The sequence below is a fragment of the Sulfitobacter aquimarinus genome (genome assembly GCF_040149565.1).
GTDB lineage: Bacteria > Pseudomonadota > Alphaproteobacteria > Rhodobacterales > Rhodobacteraceae > Sulfitobacter > Sulfitobacter aquimarinus.
Genome location: NZ_JBEFLO010000005.1, coordinates 176,091 through 197,009, shown reverse-complemented (window position 1 = coordinate 197,009; position 20,919 = coordinate 176,091). Strand labels below are relative to the sequence as shown.

The following is a 20,919-nucleotide window of genomic DNA, read 5'->3' as shown; positions in this document are numbered from 1 at the left end:
TTAAATTTCGTGAAGGTTCAGGCCGCTTAGGCCGCCGTAAACGAAATCTGTCGTCGCAAGAATTGCGTGGCGCGGTCACTGACCCGCGCAGGGTCGCCCGTGGTCAGAAACGCCGCCTCACCGCTGCCGGTTTTGTCGGGGTGGCGGGTCAGGTAATCGGCGAGGCTTTCGGCCACAAGGTCGGCTTGGCTGTAGACTTTGACGTCTTCGCCCAAGGCGGCCTGAAAGGCGTCCTTCATCAGGGGATAATGTGTGCAGCCCAGAATGGCCGCGTCAGCCTTTGGCATCTTGCGTTGCAGCGCGTCCACATGGCTGCGCACCAAGGCTTCGGCCAGTATCATATCGCCGTCCTCGATCGCATCGACAACACCGCCGCAGGCCTGCGCCTCGACGTCGACACCAATCGCCCGAAAGGCAAGTTCCCGCTGGAAGGCCCGCGACGCAACAGTGGCGGGCGTCGCAAACAGCGCCACATGCTTCACATCCACCTCACGCGGAGGGGAATTGTCGCCCCACTCACGCTCTGTCAGCGCCTCGATCAGCGGGACAAACACGCCCAGCACACGTTTGTCGGAGGGCACCCACCCTTCCTGCATCCGCCGCAAAGCAGCGGCAGAGGCGGTATTACAGGCCAGCACAACCAGATCACAGCCCGCATCAAACAGGCGCTGCGTGGCGGCCACGGTCAGATCATAGATATCATCGGCATCACGCACGCCATAAGGCGCATGGGCGCTGTCGGCCAGATACACGAACTCCTGATCGGGAAGGCGCGCCTGCACGGCGTCCCAAATCGTCAAGCCACCCAATCCGCTGTCAAAAATGCCTACTGCCATATCCGTTTCCGGCGGTGCCGGTCCTCACAATTATGTCCCGTCTCAAAAGGGCTGAGCGGTTTCCCCCAAGCTCATACGTGGCTTTGCGCAGGAAATCCATCACCCGTTTCGGGACAGTGGCACACGGGACTAGATCGGCACCTCCCAGCGGCGGGCAGAGAGAGGTTCGCCCGCGAACCTGCGACCCTACGCAGTCATCCCCCACCATACAGGACCGTATGGCGGGGCGCAGGGCGCAATCCCCGTGCTGACTGTCGCGCCAAGGAAGACACCGCCCCCTATCGCGTCAATGGAGCAGCCCTGCTACATCATTCAGCCGCACGGGCGGATTGGGTGCCGCCAGCGCGGATGGTGGCCAGCAGTTCTTCGCGCCGTTTGGCGGCCTTTTGCTCGGCCTCTTGTTTCACGGGGCCAAAGCCGCGGATTTGCAGCGGCAGGGCGGCCAATGCGATGACCGCGTCGCGGGTGTCCGCCGTCAGCTTGGGCAGCACCTCGCGCATGTCGGCCTCGTACTGCGCAATCAAGGCGCGCTCCATCTTGCGTTCGGCGGTGTAGCCAAAGACATCCAGCGGCGTGCCGCGCAGACGCTTCAGCTTGGCCATCACCCGCAAGGGACGCTCCAACCACGGGCCGAACTCACGCTTCATCGGGCGGCCGTTCGGACCCATCCTGGACAACATCGGCGGAGCAAGGTTGAACGACATCTTGAAATCGCCCTCAAACTCGGCCCGCGCCTTGTCACGGCTGCTCAGCAACAGCCGCGCCACTTCGTATTCGTCCTTATAAGACAGCAGCTTGTGATAGCCGCTGGCCACGGCCTCGCGCAGGTCCGTATCCGCAATCCCGTCCAGCATCTTGCCATAGCGTTTGGCGAGGGCTTTGCCCTGATAGGCGGTCAGATGCTCTTTGCGGAAGGTGATTTTATCCTCAAGCGACTTGGGCAATTCCACCACATTCGGCGTCAGCACCGCCTGCGCCTCGGCAGGATACATCACCGCCCAGCGCCCGATCTCAAACGCGCGCAGATTCCGCTCTACCGCCGCACCGTTCAGGCGGATCGCGTCCAGCACTGCGTCTAGCGACAGCGGGATCAGCCCGCGCTGCCATGCGCCGCCAAAGATCATCATGTTGGAGAAAATCGAATCCCCCAGCGTGGCCTTCGCCAGATCGGAGGCATCAAACAGCGACAGTGCATCCTTGATCCGCGCCTGCAGGGCCAGCTCCAACCGATCATAGGGCATGTTGAATTCCGTATCGCGGGTGAATTCACCCGTGATGATCTGGTGGCTGTTCACAACGGCACCTGTGCGCCCGGTCGAAGTCAGGCCAAGCGTCTTGTTGCCCGCCGACACGACCAGGTCACCGCCGATGAGCGCATCACATTCGCCCGTTGCCACGCGGATAGCGCTGATATCTTCGGGACGCATCGCCAGACGGCAGTGGATGTTCACCGCACCGCCCTTTTGCGCAAGGCCCGCCATCTCCATCATGCCTGCGCCTTTGCCGTCGATCTGGGCGGCTTGGGCCAGCACGGCGCCGATGGTCACAACGCCTGTACCGCCGACGCCGGTAATGACGACGTTATAGGTGCCGTTGATCGCGGGCAGTTCAGGCAGGGGCAGGTCTGGGATAGTCACCTCTGTCGTCGCTTCCTTGCGCACAGTCGCCCCTTCCAGTGTCACGAAGGACGGGCAAAAGCCGTTCACGCATGAGAAATCCTTGTTGCACGAGGATTGGTCGATGGCGCGTTTTCGGCCCAGCTCTGTCTCCACCGGGACAAGCGAGACGCAGTTGGATTGCACGCCGCAATCGCCGCAGCCTTCGCAGACATCGGTGTTGATGAACATCCGCTTGTCGGGATCGGGGAACAGCCCGCGCTTGCGGCGGCGACGTTTCTCGGCGGCGCAGGTCTGCACGTAGACAATGGCGCTGACGCCCTCCACCTTCGACAACCGCTTCTGCACGTTTTGCAACTCTGCGCGCTCGAACATCTCGACCCCGTGGAAGCGGGACGCGTCGACATCTTCTTTCTCGTCATACACCACGACGAGGTTCTTGATCCCCATCGCCTTCAGCTCGGCCACGATGCGTGGCGCGTCCAGATCGCCCTCGTTCTGCTGGCCACCCGTCATGGCAACCGCGTCATTATAAAGGATCTTGTAGGTGATGTTCGTGCCCGCAGCGATTGCCGCGCGGATCGCCTGCACGCCCGAGTGGTTGTACGTCCCGTCCCCAAGGTTCTGGAACACATGCGGCGTGTTCGAGAACGGCGCTTCGCCAATCCAGTTCGCGCCTTCGGCCCCCATATGGGTAAAGCCCAGCGTCTCACGGTCCATCCATTGCGCCATAAAGTGACACCCGATGCCCGCATAGGCACGGCTGCCTTCTGGCACTTTGGTGGAGGAGTTATGCGGACAGCCCGAACAGAAATACGGCGTGCGCCCTGCCAGCTCTTCGGTGTTGTCGGCGCGTTTGGCATCGGCCAGATCGGCAAGCCCGTCCGTGATGCGGTCCGTCCCGCGCCCTTCTTCGCAAATCACCTGCCCCAGCTTTTCAGCAATATCCACAGGATCCAGCGCCCAAGCGGCAGAGAAGAGTTCCTCCATCCCTTTGCGCCCGCCATAAACCCGCACGCGAGCGTCGCGGTCAAACAGCGCCTCTTTGATCTGCACCTCGATCAGTTTGCGCTTTTCCTCAACGACGACGATCAGGTCGAGACCCTCGGCCCATTCGTTGAACCCGCGCATGTTGAGCGGCCAGACCTGCCCGACCTTGTAGGTGGTAATGCCCAGCCGCTCGGCCTCCGCCGCGTCGATGTTCAGCAGGGACATGGCGTGGATCAGATCAAGGTAGTTCTTGCCCGCCGCGACAAAGCCGATCTTGGCGCCTGCCTTGCCCCACATGCGTTTGTCGATCTTGTTGGCATGGGCAAAGGCTTCGGCCGCGTAGCGTTTGTAGTCAATCAGACGCCGCTCTTGCGCAATCCGCTCATCCACCAAACGGATGTTGAGGCCCCCTTCGGGCATGTCAAACTCGGGCTCGACAAATTGCATGCGGTGCGGATCACCATCGACAACGGATGTCACCTCGACCGTGTCCTTCATCGTCTTGAGGCCAACCCAGACGCCCGCAAACCGCGACAGCGCCCAGCCATACAGCGAGTAATCCAGAACCTCCTGCACCCCCGCAGGCGACAGCACTGGCATGTAGGTGTCGACCATCGCAAAGTCCGACTGATGCAGCACGGTCGAGGATTCGCCCGTGTGGTCATCCCCCATCGCCATCACTACGCCGCCGTATTTGGAGCTGCCCGCCATATTCGCGTGGCGCATCACATCGCCCGAACGGTCAACCCCCGGCCCCTTGCCGTACCACAGACCGAACACGCCATCGTATTTGCCCTCGCCGCGCACCTCTGCCTGTTGCGCGCCCCACAGGGCAGTCGCGGCCAGATCCTCGTTCAGGCCCGCCTGAAAGGTCACGTTATATTCGGTCAACTGCTTTTCAGCGCGGCTCATCTGTAGGTCCACAGCACCCAGCGGCGAGCCGCGATACCCCGTAACCAACCCTGCGGTATCCAGCCCCGCCGCCTTGTCGCGCGCGGCTTGCATCATCATCACCCGCACCAAAGCTTGAGTGCCATTCAGCAAAACCTGGGTCTTTTCCAGATCGAAACGGTCGTTCAGTGAAATTTTCTGCGTTGTCATGGTATCCCTCCCAAGAAACCAAAGCGGCAATAGATCGAGTCTACATGCCTCCCTTTTCAACACAATAGGTCACAAATGCTGACCTGTATAGAGCCTAACGCAACTTTCATATTTTTCCCCTAAGGTTGTTCTCGTATTTGCATGGCGCTTTGGGTTAGATGGCCTGCAAAGAAAAAGGGATGGATCATGGATTGGGACAAACTCAGAATCTTCCACGCAGTGGCGGATGCCGGATCGCTGACCCATGCGGGGGACAAGTTGAACCTGTCGCAATCTGCGGTCAGCCGTCAGGTGCGCGGGCTAGAGGAACAGCTGAACACCAATCTGTTTCACCGCCATGCCCGCGGCCTGATCCTGACCGAACAGGGCGAGCTGTTGTTTGACGCCACTCGTGCGATGTCCAAACGCCTTGATGCGGCCTCGGCCCGTATTCGCGACAGCGAAGAAGAAGTGTTCGGCGAATTGCGCGTCACAACGACCACGGGCTTTGGCACCCTATGGCTCGCGCCGCGCCTGTCCAAGCTCTATGACAAATACCCCGACCTCAAGGTCGATCTGATGCTCGAAGAGCGTGTGCTGGACCTGCCCATGCGCGAGGCAGACGTGGCGATCAGGTTTAAAGAGCCGTCACAGGCCGATCTGGTGCGCAAACGTCTGATGACCGTGCGGATGGCCCTGTTTGCCAGCCCCGAATACCTTGCCGAACACGGCGCCCCCGAGACGATGGAAGACATGGAGAACCACCGCCTGATCTGTCAAAGCACCTCTAGCGCGCAGGTGGGCGCGGGGCTGAACCTGACCCAGCAACTTATGATGTATGACATCAAATCCCTGCTGACGGTGAACAACTACTTTGGCGTGTTGCAGGGGGTGCTGAACCATCTGGGCGTCGGCGCCCTGCCCGACTACCTCATTCAGGACTTCCCCGATCTGGTGCGCGTGCTTCCGCATTCCGCCTCTGCCGAGGTGCCCGTTTTCCTTGCTTACCCCGAAGAGCTGCGCCAGTCGCAGCGCGTCGCGGCCTTCAAAGACTTTGTGCAAGACGAAATTATTACATACCGCAGGCAGCGAAAAGAAGGCTGAGCCATGCACACAGTGCATAGCGGACATGCCTGATTCTGTTTTGAATCTGCCTTGATTGTAATCAATACGCATCCTATCTGGACTTCATAAGGCGCGCGGCCCTTCATCGGGCCAGCCCTTATACCTCCCTGTTGGACTTGGCCGGGCCTTTGTGCCCGGTCTTTTTTTGTCTTGCGACAGGTCGCATCCACCCTTCCCCCTTGCACGCGTCTGCCCTATGAGAGGGGCCAAGATTTATAGCGCCAAGGGATGCCACCATGTCAGAGCCGGAAATCACCCAAGACCTCATCGCCGCCCACGGGCTAAGCGAGAGCGAGTATCAGACCATTCTGGACCTGATGGGCCGCACCCCCAGTTTTACCGAGCTTGGCGTCTTCTCTGCCATGTGGAACGAGCATTGCTCGTACAAGTCCTCCAAGAAATGGCTGCGCACCTTGCCGACCGACGGCCCCCAGGTCATCTGCGGCCCGGGTGAGAACGCAGGCGTGGTCGACATCGGCGACGGTCAAGCGGTCGTCTTCAAGATGGAATCGCACAACCACCCCTCCTACATCGAGCCCTACCAAGGGGCGGCCACAGGCGTCGGCGGCATCCTGCGTGACGTCTTTACAATGGGCGCACGCCCCATCGCCTCCATGAACTCCCTCAGCTTCGGCGAGCCTGCGCACCACAAGACGAAACAACTGGTCCACGGCGTTGTCGCGGGCGTAGGCGGCTACGGCAACTGCTTCGGTGTGCCTTGCGTGGGCGGCGAAGTGCGCTTTGACCCCGCCTATAACGGAAACTGCCTTGTGAACGCCTTTGCCGCTGGCCTCGCTGACGCAGACAAGATTTTCTATTCCGCCGCTTCCGGTCTCGGCATGCCCGTCGTCTACCTTGGTGCCAAAACAGGCCGCGACGGTGTGGGCGGTGCCACGATGGCCTCCGCCGAATTCGACGACACAATTGAGGAAAAGCGCCCCACAGTACAGGTCGGCGACCCTTTCACCGAAAAACGCCTGATGGAGGCCACGCTGGAGTTGATGGCCACAGGTGCCGTGATTTCCATTCAGGACATGGGCGCTGCGGGCCTAACCTGCTCGGCCGTGGAAATGGGCGACAAAGGCGATCTCGGCGTGATCCTTGATCTCGAAAAAGTCCCCACCCGTGAAGAAAACATGACCGCCTATGAGATGATGCTCTCGGAGAGCCAGGAACGTATGCTCATGGTCCTGCGTCCGGAGCTGGAGGCAGAGGCCAAAGCCGTCTTCGACAAATGGGACCTCGATTTCGCCATCGTAGGTGAAACCATCGCCGAGGACCGCTTTATCATCCGCCTGAATGGGGAGGTCAAAGGTGACCTGCCGCTCAAAGCGCTGTCTGGCACCGCCCCCGAATACGACCGCCCGTGGGTGGCAACCCCCGCTGCGGAGCCGTTGACCGAGGTGCCGGACATCGCCCCCATGGACGGCCTGCGCGCCCTGCTCGCGTCGCCCAACTATGCCGGCAAATCATGGGTCTATGAGCAGTATGACACAATGGTCATGGCCGACAGCGCCCGCACGCCCGGTTGGGGTGCAGGCATCGTGCGCGTGCACGGCACCGACAAGTCGCTGGCCTTCACCTCAGATGTGACGCCGCGCTACGTCAAAGCCAACCCTGTCGAGGGCGGCAAACAAGCCGTCGCCGAAGCCTACCGCAACCTCACCGCCGTAGGTGCCACACCGCTTGCGACCACTGACAACCTCAATTTCGGCAACCCCGAAAAGCCAGAGATTATGGGCCAATTCGTCGGCGCGATCCAAGGCATCGGCGAAGCAGTCGCAGCGCTCGACATGCCAATCGTGTCGGGCAACGTATCACTCTATAATGAAACAGACGGCTCCGCGATCCTGCCTACCCCCACCATCGGCGCCGTAGGCCTCATCAAACACAGCAACGAGATCATCGGCTTCGACGTGCGCGCGGGCCACATCGCCCTCGTCCTCGGTGAAAGCAAAGGCCACCTCGGCCAATCCGCCCTGCTGGCCGAAGCCATGGGCCGCGCGGACGGCGACGCGCCAAGTGTTGATCTCGAGGCCGAAGCCGCGCACGGCAACTTCATCCGCGCCAACCACGCCGCAATCGCCGCCTGCTGCGACCTGTCAGACGGCGGGCTGGCCCTGGCCGCCTTCGAGATGGCCGACCACGCAAACCTCGGCCTCGCGCTGGAAACAGACAGCACCGCACATCTGTTTGGCGAAGACCAGGCCCGCTATCTGATCGCCGTGACCCCCGCAGACGTAGACGCCCTGCGCCAAACAGCGGAAAAACAAGGGCTCGTGCTGTCACATGTCGGCATCTTCGGCGGCAGCGATCTGTCGTTCGGCGAACACACCGCACCCCTGACCGATCTCAGCACACTCCACGCCAGCAGCTTCGCCCAAACGGTAACGTAAAAACCCTTCTTTATTTTGCCCTTAACCTCCGGGGGAATTGGCGCGCAGCGCCAAGGGGGCTGGCCCCTACCCGCCCTCGACCATCTGCATCAGCCGCGTTTTCTCGCCCACATCATCGGGTTTGGAAATCGCGGCTGCCAGCGCCTCTAACGACGCAATGGAATGGCCTGCGCGAAAGCTGTCCACATGGGGCAGCATTGCGCGAATACCCGCCGCCTTGGGCGCGAACCCGTCCCAGCGCAACAAAGGGTTGAGCCAGATCACGCGGCGTGCCGACAAATGCAGCCGCTGCATCTGCCGCGCCAGCGCGTCGGGGTCGTCACGGTCCAGACCGTCGGTGATCAACAACACCACAGCCCCCTGCCCCAAAACGCGCCGCGACCAGTGGCGGTTGAACGCCTCCAGCGATTGCCCGATGCGCGTGCCACCTTCCCAATCCTGCGCCTCGGCCCCTGCGGCCTTGAGCGCCGCGTCCACATCACGGGTGCGCAGATGGCGGGTGATGTTCGTGAGCTGCGTGCCGAAAGTAAACGCATGCACCTGCGCCCAGCCGGCGCCGCGCTCATTCGCGACCGCATGTAGAAAATGCAGGATGATCCGGCTGTATTGGCTCATCGAGCCCGAGATGTCGCACAGCACCACCAGATTGGGCCAGCGCGGCTTGGGCGTTTTGAACGCGAGAGTGTTCATCTCGCCGCCCCGCCGTAACGCAGCACGGATCGAGCGCGCGCCATCGACGCGGCCTACGCCCGCACTGGGCGCCGCGCGGCGCGAGGGCAGCGGCCGGATCGGCAGGCTGAGCCGCGCCAGCATGCGCTTGGCCTCGGCGACCTCCGCAAGGCTCATCAATTCAAAATCCAGCGTTTTGAGCCGTTCGGACGCCGACATGGTCAGGGAAGCATCCACCTCGATCAGCGCGTCTTCTTCTTTCGGCACATCCGCCTCGTCCTTTGGCGGGGCCTCCGCCCCGTCCAGCAGTGCCTCGGCTGCGCGTTTCTCTGCGGCTTGGGCGGGGCGTTCTTCCTGCACGCCGCGAATGGCGGGCAGCATGGCGGCCATCATATGCTCCAGATAGCGCGGATCGCGCCAGTAGAGACGGAAGAGTTGCGCAAAAATGCGCGTATGCTCGGGTCGGTTCACAAAACAGGCGTGCAGGGTCCAGTAAAAGTCGCGCTTGCCGGTGAAGCCAGCGGCTTGCACGGCCTTTATAGCGTCGATCACGCGGCCCGGCCCGATGGGCAGACCTGCGCGGCGCAGTGCACGGGCGAAATGGGTGATGTTTCCGGCAAGCTTGGGGTTTTCGGGCAGCTCTAGGGGGGCGTATTCAACCAAAATCTGCCCCTTGCGTTTGTGGAGGGTACGGGATTGAGTTTAAAGGCAAAATAAAGAAGCGCGTCATGGGGCGAGCGAAGCGCGGGCCTCATCCAGGATGCGCTTGGCCTCGGAGCCTTGGAGTTTTGCAATGTCGTCTTGGTATTTCAGCACGGCGCCCAGGGTGTCGGCGATGACTTCGGGGCTGAGGGTGAGGACGTCGAGGGCGAGCAGGCATTTGGCCCAGTCGATTGTTTCGGCGACGCCTGGTTTTTTGAACAGATCCTCGGTGCGCAGGCGTTGGACGAAGGCTACGACCTCGCGGCTGAGTTCTGCCGCAGCCTGAGGCGCGCGGGCGGTGAGGATGTCCATCTCGCGTTCGAAATCGGGGTAGTCTACCCAATGGTACAGGCAGCGGCGTTTGAGCGCGTCGTGTACTTCGCGGGTGCGGTTGGAGGTAAGGATCACGATGGGCGGCTCTGGCGCTTTGATCGTGCCCATTTCGGGGATGGTGACCTGAAAATCGGACAGTGCTTCAAGCAGGAAAGCCTCGAAGGGGGCATCTGTGCGGTCAAGCTCGTCTATCAGCAGGATCGGCGCGCCGTTCTCGTCGGGGCGCAGCGCTTGAAGCAGCGGACGCTCGATCAGGAAGTCTTCGCTGAAGAGTTCGGCGTTGAGCGCGTTGCGGTCGGCGCTGCCTGTGACCTCGGCCGTGCGGATCGCGACCATTTGCGCGGCAAAGTTCCATTCATAAACAGCAGTAGAGGCATCAAGCCCTTCGTAGCATTGCAGACGGATCAGGCGGCGGCCCATGGCAGCGGCCATGGCTTTTGCGATCTCGGTTTTTCCGACGCCTGCCTCGCCCTCCAGAAACAGCGGTCGGCCCAGTGACAGGCTCAGAAAGACCACCGTGGCCAAAGGCCTACCACAGACATAACCCTGCTCTGCCAGCATTTTCTGTACGGCGTCGATTGAGGATGTGTCGGCCATGCGGGGCACCTTTGTCATTGGGTCATACCCTCTCACAAGGGCATTGCTGGGGCGCAGGGTCAAGCCATCAATGATAGATATGTCACGCACCCCGTCGGCCACCCGAGGCAAAGATTGACGTGATTCGCCCAAAATGGCATCCTGTTAACGAGCAAAAAAGAGGTGGCGGGCCATAAAGGCACTGCGACCCGTAACGAGGCGGATATGTTTAACCCACTGCAATTTGCACGGGCTGTCGCGGGATACGTCCTATGACAAAGCCTCTGCGCATTACCACAGTCACCTGCGTGAAAAACGAAGGTCCCTTTCTGTTGGAGTGGATCGCGTTTCACCAATGCATCGGCGTGACCGACTTCCTGTTTTACTCGAACGATTGCGATGACGGCACCGATACGCTGCTGGATGCATTGGCTGAGTTGGGGCATGTGACGCATTTGCCCAACCCTGCCGAGGGGCGCAATTACCAGATGGAAGCGCTGAAGGCTGCCAAGAAGCACCCGCTGGTGCAGGATGCCGATTGGGTTTGGATTGCGGATGTGGACGAGTTTCCCAACATCCATGTGGGCGACCACAGCCTGCCCGCGTTGATTGAGGCCTGCGGTGATCCGCACGCGATCAGCCTGAATTTCCAGTTCTTCGCCAACAACGACGTGGACGCTTTCGAAGACCGCCCCGTGATCGAACAGTTCAGCCACAGCCACAACCCCGACATGTGGTGTGGCGAGGCCGCGATTGAGGTGAAGTCCCTGATCCGCAGTGATTTTCCCTTGCAGTATTACGGCGCGCACCGGCCGTTCTTTAAACCCAAGGTAAAGAAGAAAAACCGCCCCACATGGACAGACGGCTCTGGCCGTGATGTGCAGCACAGGTTTCTGGTGGCGGCCAATCCGCGCCGCATCCGCCGCTTTCCCGCCGCAGGGTCGCGCAATTTCGCCACGCTGAACCACTACGCCCTGCGCAGCCTTGATAGCTATCTGGTCAAGAACGACCGCGGCGATGTGAACCGCGAAAACCGCGCTTTTGACGATACCTATTGGCGCGAGCGCAACGACCCCGCGTGGGAGGATACCTCGATCCGGCGCTATCTGCCTGCGTTGAAAAAGCAGATGGCCGCGCTCAAGGCGCAAGGCCAAATTGGTGCGCTGCATGACGCTTGCGTGGCTGCGCATATCGCCCGCCGCGATGCCTTGTTGGAGCAAAAAGACTACCGCGAGATGCAAAAGCAACTGCGCAGCGCCTCCAAACTGCCACCGCAGGAAGAGGACATGCTGCGCGGGCTGGGGTTGTTGGAGGCCGTGTCGTGAGCAGCCTTAAGCTGGTGAACCTTGGCTTGCCCAAAACGGGGACGACCACGCTGGCGCGTGCGCTGAAAATTGCGGGAATGCGGGTGGCCGATCACCGCATCAGGCCGCGCCAGACCAATACGCCCGCCTTGCAGGACGCCTTTGTCGCCGATCTGCTGTATCAGGGCTATTTCCAAAGCGGCGATCCCGCCGAGTTCTTTGAGGATTTCAACGCATTGACCGAAGTCAGCTGTTTGCGCAAAGGCAAATCGCTGTGGCCGCAGATGGACTTTGCGATGATCGACGCGATCCGCAAACATCACCCCGATGTGCGGTTTGTGGCCTCGATCCGCGACAGTTGGGATGTCTCGCAATCCATGCTGGCGTGGTCCGATCTGGGCACCGACCGTCTGGTCAAGGCGGACATCCCGGGGCTGCCCGCAGGCTATGGCGAAACATCGGCCGAGCGGGTGAAATGGATCGAGGGCCACACCGCCAACCTGCGCCGTTATTTTGCGGGTGATCCCGCCTATCTGGAATTCAACGTCGCCGATGATGGCGCACGGGCGGCAGTTGCCGGACACCTCGGGCTGGAATTGCCGTGGTGGGGACAGGCCAACGCCAACTCTGAACACAAGGCAAGCTGATGCGCATTTACCTACATATCGGACCGGAAGAGGCCAGCGCAGAGCGCGTGCAATCGGTCCTGTCGGACAAGCGTGAACAGCTGATCCGCAAGGGTATCCTTTATGCCCGCAGCACGGGCAACAAGAACCACACGCGGCTGTTCATGGCGGCCAGTGATCCCGCCCATGTGGACCCGCTGCGGTTCAACCGTGGCTATATTACGCCGCAAAAACAGGCCGTTCTGCGCGAGGCCGTCATTGATGATCTGACCCGCGAGGTGGCACAGCACACGCCTGACACCCTAATCCTGTCGTGCGCGCAACTGGGCGCAAACCTGCACGCGGCGTCCGAGTTGTCGCGCCTGCGCGATATGCTGGCGCCTTTGTCGGATGACATCCGCATTGTCGCCCATGTTGATTTGCCCACCCGCATGATGGCGCGGGCTTACGGCGCGCAAATCCTTGAAGGGCGCGGCATCTCGCTGGAGGCAGAACTGGCGTTGGTGGAAGCCCCCGACTGGCGGCAGGCCGCACTTGAGGCCGCCCCCCAGATCGACCCCGCCGCCGGTGTCTTTGCCGAGACCCAAGGCCCGATGCCGTGGCTGGACCTGCCCGCGCTGGTGGCCTTTTGGGAAGAGACATTCGGCGAGGGCCGCGTGCATCTGCACAGCTATGACGAAGACCGGTTTGCCCAATCAGACATTACAGACGAAATCGCCGCTGCTTTCGGGATCACAGACAGCATCGGCAAAGCCGAGGCTACCGTTCCCGCCCCCATGATGCCCGAGGCGGCACTGGCCCGCGGGCGGCAGCTCAACGCGCTGATCCTTCAGGTTCTTGCCAGCCGCTTGCGTATCCTCCCACGACAGCTGTGGCGCAGCTTTGTGCAGGATGTGGCCGTGGACGGCCCGCCCCTTAATCTGGCGAGCTTACACTCGATCACACGCCACTTTGCGCCCGGGTTGAAGAAATTGCTAAAGGATCACAAAGGGCTGCACGCCGACACGTTCAAAGCCCCCCGCGCCAAGGGCCAATGGGCCGAGGCCGACCCGATGTACGGCTATCGCCCCTCGCAATACCTACTGGGTTATATGTGGCGGATCGACAAAGCGACCCGTGAAGAGCAGGCAAAACGCGCCGATGATCTGGCGCGGCTGGCGGGCACCGTGGGGAAAACACCCGACGCGCCCCGTCCAGACGCCCCCGCACGCACGCCCAGCGATGCGCCCGCCGCTCTGTCGCAGACCGCCCGTGATCTGATGCCGCCGCTGGCCGTGCAGAACTTTGAAAAGCTGCGGACCTCGACCTTTGCGCCGCACAACAAGATGGGATCGGTCAACGAAGAAGAACTGGCCGCTGCCTATACCCCCATCACCCCGCGTGACCTGCCCGAGGGCAATTCAGGCAACGTGATCGTCGGCTGCATGAAAAACGAAGCCCCCTACATCACCGAATGGGTCGCCTATCACCGCGCCATGGGGGTGGATAATTTCCTCATCTATACAAATGGATGCGAGGACGGCACGACCGAGATTCTGGACCGTTTGCAAGAGATGGGCGTGCTGCAACACCGCAACAACGACGACTGGAAAGGCAACTCGCCCCAGCAATACGCGCTGAATTGTGCGCTCGAAGAGCCGGTGATCAAAAACGCCGAATGGATTATTCACATCGACGTGGACGAGTTCATGAACGTGCGCTGCGGCAATGGCACCGTGCAGGACTTTATCGAAGCCGTGCCCGATGCCACAAATGTCGCCATGACATGGCGGCTGTTCGGCCATAACGGCGTGACCAAGCTGAGCGATGAATTTGTGATCGACCAGTTCGACACCTGTGCACCGAAGTTCTGTCCCAAGCCGCATACGGTCTGGGGCTTCAAGACGATGTTCAAAAACATCGGCGCCTATGAGAAAATCTCGTGCCACCGCCCCAACAAGCTCGATGAAGGGTTTGAAAACAAAGTGAAATGGGTCAACGGGTCGGGTAAGGACATGACCAAGGATGTGGCCACCAACGGCTGGCGCTCGTCCAAGAAGAACATCGGCTATGACCTTTTGCAGCTCAACCACTATGCCCTACGCTCGGCGGAATCGTTTCTGATCAAACGCCAGCGGGGGCGTGCGCTGCATGTCGACCGCTCGATCGGGATCAACTACTGGATTCGCATGGACTGGTCGGATTTCCGCGACATCACCATCAAACGTAATGTGCCGCGCCTGCGGGCCGAATATGATCGGCTGATGGAAGACCCCACCCTGCGCCAGTGGCACGAGACGGGCCTTGACTGGCACCGCGCCAAAGCCGCCGAGCTGCATAAGAACCCCGAATTCGCCGATCTTTACCGCGACGCTTTGGCGGTAAAACTGACCGAGACAGAGCGCGTGGCCTATGCCCTCGCCCTTGATATGGAGAGTTAGATGAAAGACGCGACCGACGGCCCCAGCCCCTATGTGATGTCCAAAGGCATGAAGTTCCCGAAAGACGGGCATTTCATTACCGGAAAGCTGCGTACAGCCCTGCGCGACAACCGCTATGAGGCGAAAGAGGCCAACAATGTTCTGAAACTGGTACGAGACGAAGATACTGTGATTGAGCTGGGCGCGGGCATCGGATTCATGTCCACCCTGCTGGCCACGCGGCGCAAAATCCACAATGTCTTCGCGTTTGAGGCAAACCCCGCCCTGATCCCCTATATCCAGTCGGTGCACAAAGCCAACGATCTGACCAACGCGCATATCACCCACGGAATCTTGGGCAAACGCAACGGCAGCACCAGTTTCTACGTGCGTGAGAACCTGCTGTCGTCGTCAATGGCCCCATTGGAGGGTGACACGCCCGAGAATTGCGAGAAGGTGAAGGTGGACGTCCTCAACGCGTCCCATGTCCTCAAAGAGATCAAGCCGAACATCCTGATCGCCGACATCGAGGGCGCAGAGGCGGATCTGTTGCCCGCTATGGATCTGACGGGCCTGCGCGGCGCGATGATCGAACTGCACCCCCAATACATCGGCCCCGAAGGCGTGAACGCGGTCTTCCGCGCTATGATGGACGCAGGGCTGGCCTATTACGCCCGCGGCTCGACCAACAAGGTCGTCTGTTTCAGACGCGCGTGGTAGGATGAGCCACCTTGCCATCCTATGCGTGCGCAACGAGGGGGCGTTCCTCCTTGAATGGTTGGCCCATCACCGCGCTGTGGGGTTCGACGACTTTCTGGTCTTTTCCAACGACTGTCAGGACGGCACGGATGCCATTCTGGACCGTCTGGATGCGATGGGCCAGATCACGCACATCCGCAATGACGGCCCCTATGACAAAGGCGGGATCCAGTTCACCGCGCTCAAGGCCGCGGCCAAACATCCGGCGGTGAAAAAGGCCAAATGGATCTTGCCGCTGGATGTAGATGAATTTGTCAACATCCACTGCGGCGATCACACGCTTGACGCGCTGCACGCCGCCGTCCCCGACGCCACTGCAATCACGCTGACATGGCGGCTGTTCGGGGCAGCGTCGCAAGTGCGCTATACCGATGCGCCCGTGCTTGAGACATTCACCCGCGCAGCCCCCGCCGTGATGCATTGGCCGTGGCGGGCCGCGATGTTCAAGACACTTTACCGCAACAACAACATCTACCGCAAACCGGGCGTACACCGCCCCCGCGACGAAAACCCAAAGAAGATCGATCAGGCCCGATGGTTCGACGGCAATGGCGCCCCCCTGCCCGAGCCCTTTGTCCACAAGCGCATCTTCTCCAACTACGGCAAGGACAACTACGGTCTGGTCCAGCTCAATCATTACCCCCTCGGCGCGATGGAGAGCTATATCCTCAAGGCCGACCGTGGCCGCGCTGTGCACAGCGACCACATGCTGGGCGTGGATTACTGGGTCGAGCGGAATTTCAACACCGATGAAGACACCAGTATTCAAAGCCTGCGCACCCCGCGCAAGGCGGCACTGGACGCGCTGCACGCCGATAAAACACTGGCACAGCTGCACGCAGCCGCCGTCGAATGGCGCCACGCCCGTTTCGACGCGCTGATGCAAAAAGAGCCGTTTCGCGCCCTGTTCGGCCGCCTGATGATGACGCCGCCCTCACACCCCGTGCCACAAGCGGCGGCGCATTTCATGGTCAACTACGCCAACCGCGCCCGCCGCAACCGCCAAACTCCTTCTCAATAACGTCACGCCTTAATCTAGCGCGAATTTTGCGTAATTTTGCCCAATTGCGCCGCTACACCCCCCTCAAGACCGCACACCTTCTACAATCGTGCGGCCAATTGAGGACGACGCCATGGCCGACGACAGCCTGACATTCGAGACATCGCTTGCCGGTATGAAAAAAGCCGACTGGCTGGCAGCGGTGGAAGAACTGTGCGACGAAGACGGCTATCTGGAGCGGCTGGGCAAACGCCACTACGCCGCGTTTATCGAACGCTCGGACACGCTGCTGGTCTCCTTCGAGACACTGCAAGGCATCCCCGCGCTGTCCTCGCTGGCGCAGCCCTTTGGTTGGGAGATAATGCAAGACCATGGCTGGTCCTCTCTATGCGTCGCCTCCAACGGCGATACATGGTTTCGCGAAAAGGCGGTCTATGGCTACTTTGACCGCCTGATCGACGACGGGTTCTTTGACGAATTCGAACAGATCATCTTTTACGGCGCAGGCCCTTGCGCCTATGCCGCTGCGGCCTTTTCTGTCGCCGCCCCCGGATCGCGCGTGCTGGCGGTGCAGCCCCAAGCCACGCTTGATCCGCGCATCACCGAATGGGACGACCGCTTTACCGATATGCGCAGGACCGACTTCACCTCACGCTATGGCTATGCGCCCGATATGCTGGACGGGGCCGATGCGGCCTATGTCGTCTATGATCCGCGTGAGCAGCTTGATGCGATGCACGCAGCCCTGTTCACCCGCCCCAACACGCAAAAACTCCGCCTGCGTCATATGGGGGCCGCGATCCAGACCGACCTGTTAGAGATGGACCAACTGGCCCCCCTGCTGCTGGCAATAGCCGAAGGCAGCCTCGATACACTTGGCTTTGCGCGCATGATGCGGGCGCGGCGGATGCACCCGCCCTATTTGCGCAACCTGCTGACAGCACTGGACGCGGATGGCCGCGAGGCGCTGGCCCTGATGCTGGCCCGCAATGTGACCAGCCGAATGCACGCCCCACGATTTGCCCGCAGGCTAGCCGCCGCTGCCGCGCCCAAAGACGACTAGCGCGGACCGCCTGCGCGTGCTAGCACGCGGCCCATGACACAAACCCACACAATCGCCCGCCCCGATGACTGGCACCTGCATTTGCGCGACGGCGATATGCTGCGCGCTGTGCTGCCTGCAACCTCCCAACACTTCGCCCGTGCGATCATCATGCCCAATCTGGTGCCGCCGGTGGTCACCGCCGCCGATGCCCGCGCCTACCGCGACCGGATCATGGCCGCCGTGCCCGCAGGCCATGACTTCACGCCCCTGATGACCCTCTATCTGACCGAAGACACAGATCCCGCAGACATGGCCGCAGCCCACGCCGAAGGTCTGATTTCCGCCGTCAAACTCTACCCCGCAGGGGCCACCACAAACTCCGCCTCGGGCGTCAGCAATTTCGACAACGTCGCGCCAGTGCTGGAAAAAATGGCCGAAATCGGCCTGCCCCTATGCACCCACGGCGAAGTCACCGACGCAGATGTGGACATCTTCGACCGCGAGGCCGTCTTCATCGACCGCATCCTCGACCCGATCCGCCGCAAACACCCCGACCTGCGCGTGGTGATGGAACATATCACCACCGCCAACGCCGTGGACTATGTTAAAGCCAACGATAAAAACCTCGGCGCTACGATCACCACGCACCATCTGGTCATCAACCGCAACCACATCCTCGCAGGCGGCATCAAACCGCACTACTACTGCTTGCCTGTCGCCAAACGCGAAGAGCACCGCCTCGCCCTGCGCGCCGCTGCCACTTCGGGCGATGCCCGCTTCTTCCTTGGTACAGACAGCGCACCGCACACGGACGAAAACAAACTCCTGCCCTGCGGCTGCGCGGGCTGTTTCACGGCGCCCAACACAATGTCGATCCTCGCAGAAGTGTTTGAACAAGACGGCGCACTCGACCAACTCGAAGCCTTCACCTCGCGCAACGGCCCCGCCTTCTACGGCCTGCCCGTGAACACCGAAACGCTGACCCTCGTCCGCGAAGAAGCCACCTATCCCGCACATCTCGACACCCCCGAAGGGCCCGTCACCATCTTCGACCCCCAGATGACGTTGAACTGGACGGCCTGAAGCCCTTCTTTATTTTGCCCTTAAACTCAATCCCGCAGCCTGCCACACAAAGGACCGCCCGCGATGATCCCCACGACCTACCCAGACGCCTCTGAAATCGCCCGCCTCACCGCCCGTATGCTGCTGGAAATCGGCGCCGTGAACTTCAACACGGACACCCCATTCACCCTCGCCTCCGGCCTGCCATCCCCCAGCTACATCGACTGCCGCAAGCTCATCTCCTACCCGCGCATCCGCTCGACGCTGATGGACTTCCTGACCATCACCGTGATGCGCAACGCGGGCTTTGAGGCCTTCGACAACATCGCAGGCGGCGAAACCGCTGGCATCCCCTTTGCCGCTTTGGTGGCCGAGCGTATGGCCCTGCCCATGACCTACGTCCGAAAAAAACCGAAAGGTTACGGCCGCAACGCCCGCATCGAGGGCGACATGAGCGAAGGCCAGCGCGTGCTGCTGGTCGAGGATCTCACCACCGATGGCGGATCAAAGCTCAGCTTTGTGGATGCGATTCGTGAAACGGGGGCGACCTGTGGCCATACGGCTGTGATCTTCTACTACGACATCTTCCCCCAAACCGAAAAGACGCTGGGCGATCACGGCGTTACTCTGCACCACCTGTGCACATGGTGGGATGTTCTGGCCGAGGCCCGCGCCCAAGGTGCCTTTGACGAGGCGACCCTGGCCGAGGTGGAAAAGTTCCTAAATTCTCCCCGCGAATGGCAAGATGCCCGCAAAAGCTGATACCACAGGTTGACGCAGCACAACCCCATACCGCAAGATTTGGGTGCGCAACCCTCCGCCGAGGGTTATCCACAAAAACATACAATTTGCGCACCCAACTCCCCTTCGCTATGACAGCGGCGGGGTAACAAGGGGTCCGATATGAATGAAATTTCATCCGTAAACACGTCCGGTATCGCAGTGCAGGCGGCCGAAACCATGCCCCACTCCATCGAGGCAGAACAACAACTGCTGGGCGCGATCCTGACGAACAACGACATCTACGACCGCGTTGCCTCTGTCATCAGCCCCAAGCATTTCTACGACCCCGTGCACGCCCGTATTTTTGAAATCGCAGCTGCACGTATTGCGAAAAACAACCTCGCCAGCCCTGTAACGCTCAAGGCGTTTATGGAGGACGACGAGGGCCTGCAAGAACTGGGCGGTCCCGCCTATCTGGCGCGTCTCGCAGGGGCTGCGATTTCCGCCTTTGCGGTGCGCGACTATGCGCAGATGATCTATGATCTGGCCGTGCGCCGCGATCTGATCGCCCTTGGCCGCGACATCGCCGCCAAAGCCGCCACCGTCGATGTCGCCTCCGAGCCGCGTGAGCAGATCGTGGAAGCCGAACAGCAACTCTATAAACTGGCCGAACAAGGTCAGGTCGAGAGCGGCTTTCAAAGTTTCCTCAAGGCTGTGACCGATGCGGTGAACGTAGCCAACGCCGCCTACCAACGTGACGGTGGCCTGTCTGGTGTCTCTACCGGTTTGATTGATATGGATAAAAAGCTGGGCGGCTTGCACCGCTCCGACCTTTTGATCCTTGCGGGGCGTCCGTCTATGGGCAAAACCTCGCTTGCGACCAACATCGCGTTCAACGTCGCCAAGGCCTACAAACGCGGCACGCTGGCCGATGGCTCCGAAGGGGCGGTAGATGGCGGCGTGGTCGGGTTCTACAGCCTCGAGATGAGCGCCGAACAGTTGGCCGCGCGTATCCTCTCGGAAGCCTCCGAAATCCCGTCCCAGCAGATCCGCTCTGGCGACATGTCCGAATCCGAGTTCCGCCGCTTTGTCGATGCTGCCAAGGCGCTGGAGGCCTGCCCGCTTTATATCGACGACACGCCTGCCCTGCCGATTTCGCAGCTTGCCGCCCGTGCGCGGCGCCTGAAGCGGACGCATGGTCTGGATGTGCTGATCATCGACTACCTGCAACTGGTCCGCGGCACGGGCAAGAGCGAAAACCGCGTGAACGAGATTTCCGAGATCACGATGGGCCTGAAGGCCATCGCAAAAGAACTCGATATTCCTGTTATCGCCCTGTCGCAGCTGTCGCGGCAGGTTGAAAACCGCGAAGACAAGCGCCCGCAACTGTCGGACCTTCGTGAATCCGGCTCGATCGAACAGGACGCCGATGTGGTGATGTTCGTGTTCCGCGAGGAATACTATAAAGAACGCGAAAAGCCGGGCGATCACGAACTGGATAAAATGGCGATCTGGCAAGAAGAGATGGAGCGCCTGCACGCCCGCGCCGAAGTCGTCATCGGCAAGCAGCGTCACGGTCCCATCGGCACGGTCGAGCTGAGCTTTGAGGGGAGGTTCACCCGTTTCGGCAATCTGGCGAAGCCGTGGCAGCAGGACGGCGACGACGAAGAGTTCTAGG

The 20,919-nt window shown here is 61.0% G+C and carries 15 protein-coding genes; 11 read left to right on the top strand and 4 right to left on the bottom strand.

The annotated features are described in order from the left end of the window. Nucleotides 1-26: 26 nt before the first annotated feature. Both ABMC88_RS11795 and ABMC88_RS11790 read right to left on the bottom strand, forming a co-directional pair. Nucleotides 27-836: a glutamate racemase gene (locus tag ABMC88_RS11795; RefSeq protein ID WP_349577085.1), complete on the bottom strand. Its 810-nt coding sequence runs from the start codon at nucleotides 834-836 to the stop codon at nucleotides 27-29. Between the two features lie 308 nt (nucleotides 837-1,144). Next, the gene (locus ABMC88_RS11790) at nucleotides 1,145-4,543 is read right to left on the bottom strand and encodes an indolepyruvate ferredoxin oxidoreductase family protein (RefSeq protein WP_349577084.1); all 3,399 of its coding nucleotides are present in this window, start codon (nucleotides 4,541-4,543) and stop codon (nucleotides 1,145-1,147) included. 186 nt (nucleotides 4,544-4,729) lie between these two features. Here ABMC88_RS11790 and ABMC88_RS11785 point away from each other — a divergent pair, with 186 nt between their 5' ends. Together ABMC88_RS11785 and purL are read left to right on the top strand one after the other, a co-directional pair. Beyond that, entirely contained in the window at nucleotides 4,730-5,626 is an 897-nt protein-coding gene (locus ABMC88_RS11785) for a LysR family transcriptional regulator (RefSeq protein WP_349577083.1), read from the top strand. A gap of 257 nt (nucleotides 5,627-5,883) precedes the next feature. Next, a complete protein-coding gene (purL, locus tag ABMC88_RS11780) occupies nucleotides 5,884-8,043 on the top strand; it encodes a phosphoribosylformylglycinamidine synthase subunit PurL (protein ID WP_349577082.1) in 2,160 nt (719 codons plus the stop codon). A gap of 66 nt (nucleotides 8,044-8,109) precedes the next feature. Here the strand turns inward: purL and ABMC88_RS11775 are convergent, their stop codons facing one another. Together ABMC88_RS11775 and ABMC88_RS11770 are read right to left on the bottom strand one after the other, a co-directional pair. Continuing rightward, nucleotides 8,110-9,375 carry a vWA domain-containing protein gene (locus tag ABMC88_RS11775; RefSeq protein ID WP_349577081.1) on the bottom strand — a complete coding sequence of 422 codons (1,266 nt, stop codon included), beginning with the start codon at nucleotides 9,373-9,375 and terminating at the stop codon, nucleotides 8,110-8,112. 63 nt (nucleotides 9,376-9,438) lie between these two features. Further along, nucleotides 9,439-10,344: an AAA family ATPase gene (locus tag ABMC88_RS11770; protein ID WP_349577080.1), complete on the bottom strand. Its 906-nt coding sequence runs from the start codon at nucleotides 10,342-10,344 to the stop codon at nucleotides 9,439-9,441. Nucleotides 10,345-10,607: 263 nt separating this feature from the next. Between ABMC88_RS11770 and ABMC88_RS11765 the strand changes: the two genes are divergently transcribed. The 9 genes from ABMC88_RS11765 (at nucleotide 10,608) to ABMC88_RS11725 (ending at nucleotide 20,918) form a co-directional block, all read left to right on the top strand. Continuing rightward, entirely contained in the window at nucleotides 10,608-11,648 is a 1,041-nt protein-coding gene (locus tag ABMC88_RS11765; protein ID WP_349577149.1) for a glycosyltransferase family 2 protein, read from the top strand. After that, nucleotides 11,645-12,274, top strand: a complete 630-nt coding sequence (locus tag ABMC88_RS11760; RefSeq protein WP_349577079.1) for a sulfotransferase — start codon at nucleotides 11,645-11,647, stop codon at nucleotides 12,272-12,274. The genes ABMC88_RS11765 and ABMC88_RS11760 overlap by 4 nt, the downstream gene beginning before the upstream one ends. Continuing rightward, nucleotides 12,274-14,673: a glycosyltransferase family 2 protein gene (locus ABMC88_RS11755; protein WP_349577078.1), complete on the top strand. Its 2,400-nt coding sequence runs from the start codon at nucleotides 12,274-12,276 to the stop codon at nucleotides 14,671-14,673. Before ABMC88_RS11760 ends, ABMC88_RS11755 begins: the two co-directional genes overlap by 1 nt. After that, entirely contained in the window at nucleotides 14,674-15,372 is a 699-nt protein-coding gene (locus tag ABMC88_RS11750) for an FkbM family methyltransferase (protein ID WP_349577077.1), read from the top strand. Nucleotide 15,373: 1 nt separating this feature from the next. Further along, entirely contained in the window at nucleotides 15,374-16,432 is a 1,059-nt protein-coding gene (locus ABMC88_RS11745) for a glycosyltransferase family 2 protein (RefSeq protein ID WP_349577076.1), read from the top strand. Between the two features lie 112 nt (nucleotides 16,433-16,544). Beyond that, nucleotides 16,545-17,474, top strand: a complete 930-nt coding sequence (locus ABMC88_RS11740) for a phosphoadenosine phosphosulfate reductase (RefSeq protein WP_349577075.1) — start codon at nucleotides 16,545-16,547, stop codon at nucleotides 17,472-17,474. 33 nt (nucleotides 17,475-17,507) lie between these two features. After that, complete coding sequence (gene pyrC, locus ABMC88_RS11735; protein ID WP_349577074.1) at nucleotides 17,508-18,539, top strand: dihydroorotase; 1,032 nt, start codon at nucleotides 17,508-17,510, stop codon at nucleotides 18,537-18,539. Between the two features lie 63 nt (nucleotides 18,540-18,602). Continuing rightward, nucleotides 18,603-19,280, top strand: coding sequence for an orotate phosphoribosyltransferase (locus ABMC88_RS11730; protein WP_349577073.1), 678 nt, complete (start codon nucleotides 18,603-18,605; stop codon nucleotides 19,278-19,280). Nucleotides 19,281-19,421: 141 nt separating this feature from the next. After that, complete coding sequence (locus ABMC88_RS11725) at nucleotides 19,422-20,918, top strand: replicative DNA helicase (protein WP_349577072.1); 1,497 nt, start codon at nucleotides 19,422-19,424, stop codon at nucleotides 20,916-20,918. Nucleotide 20,919: the final 1 nt, after the last annotated feature.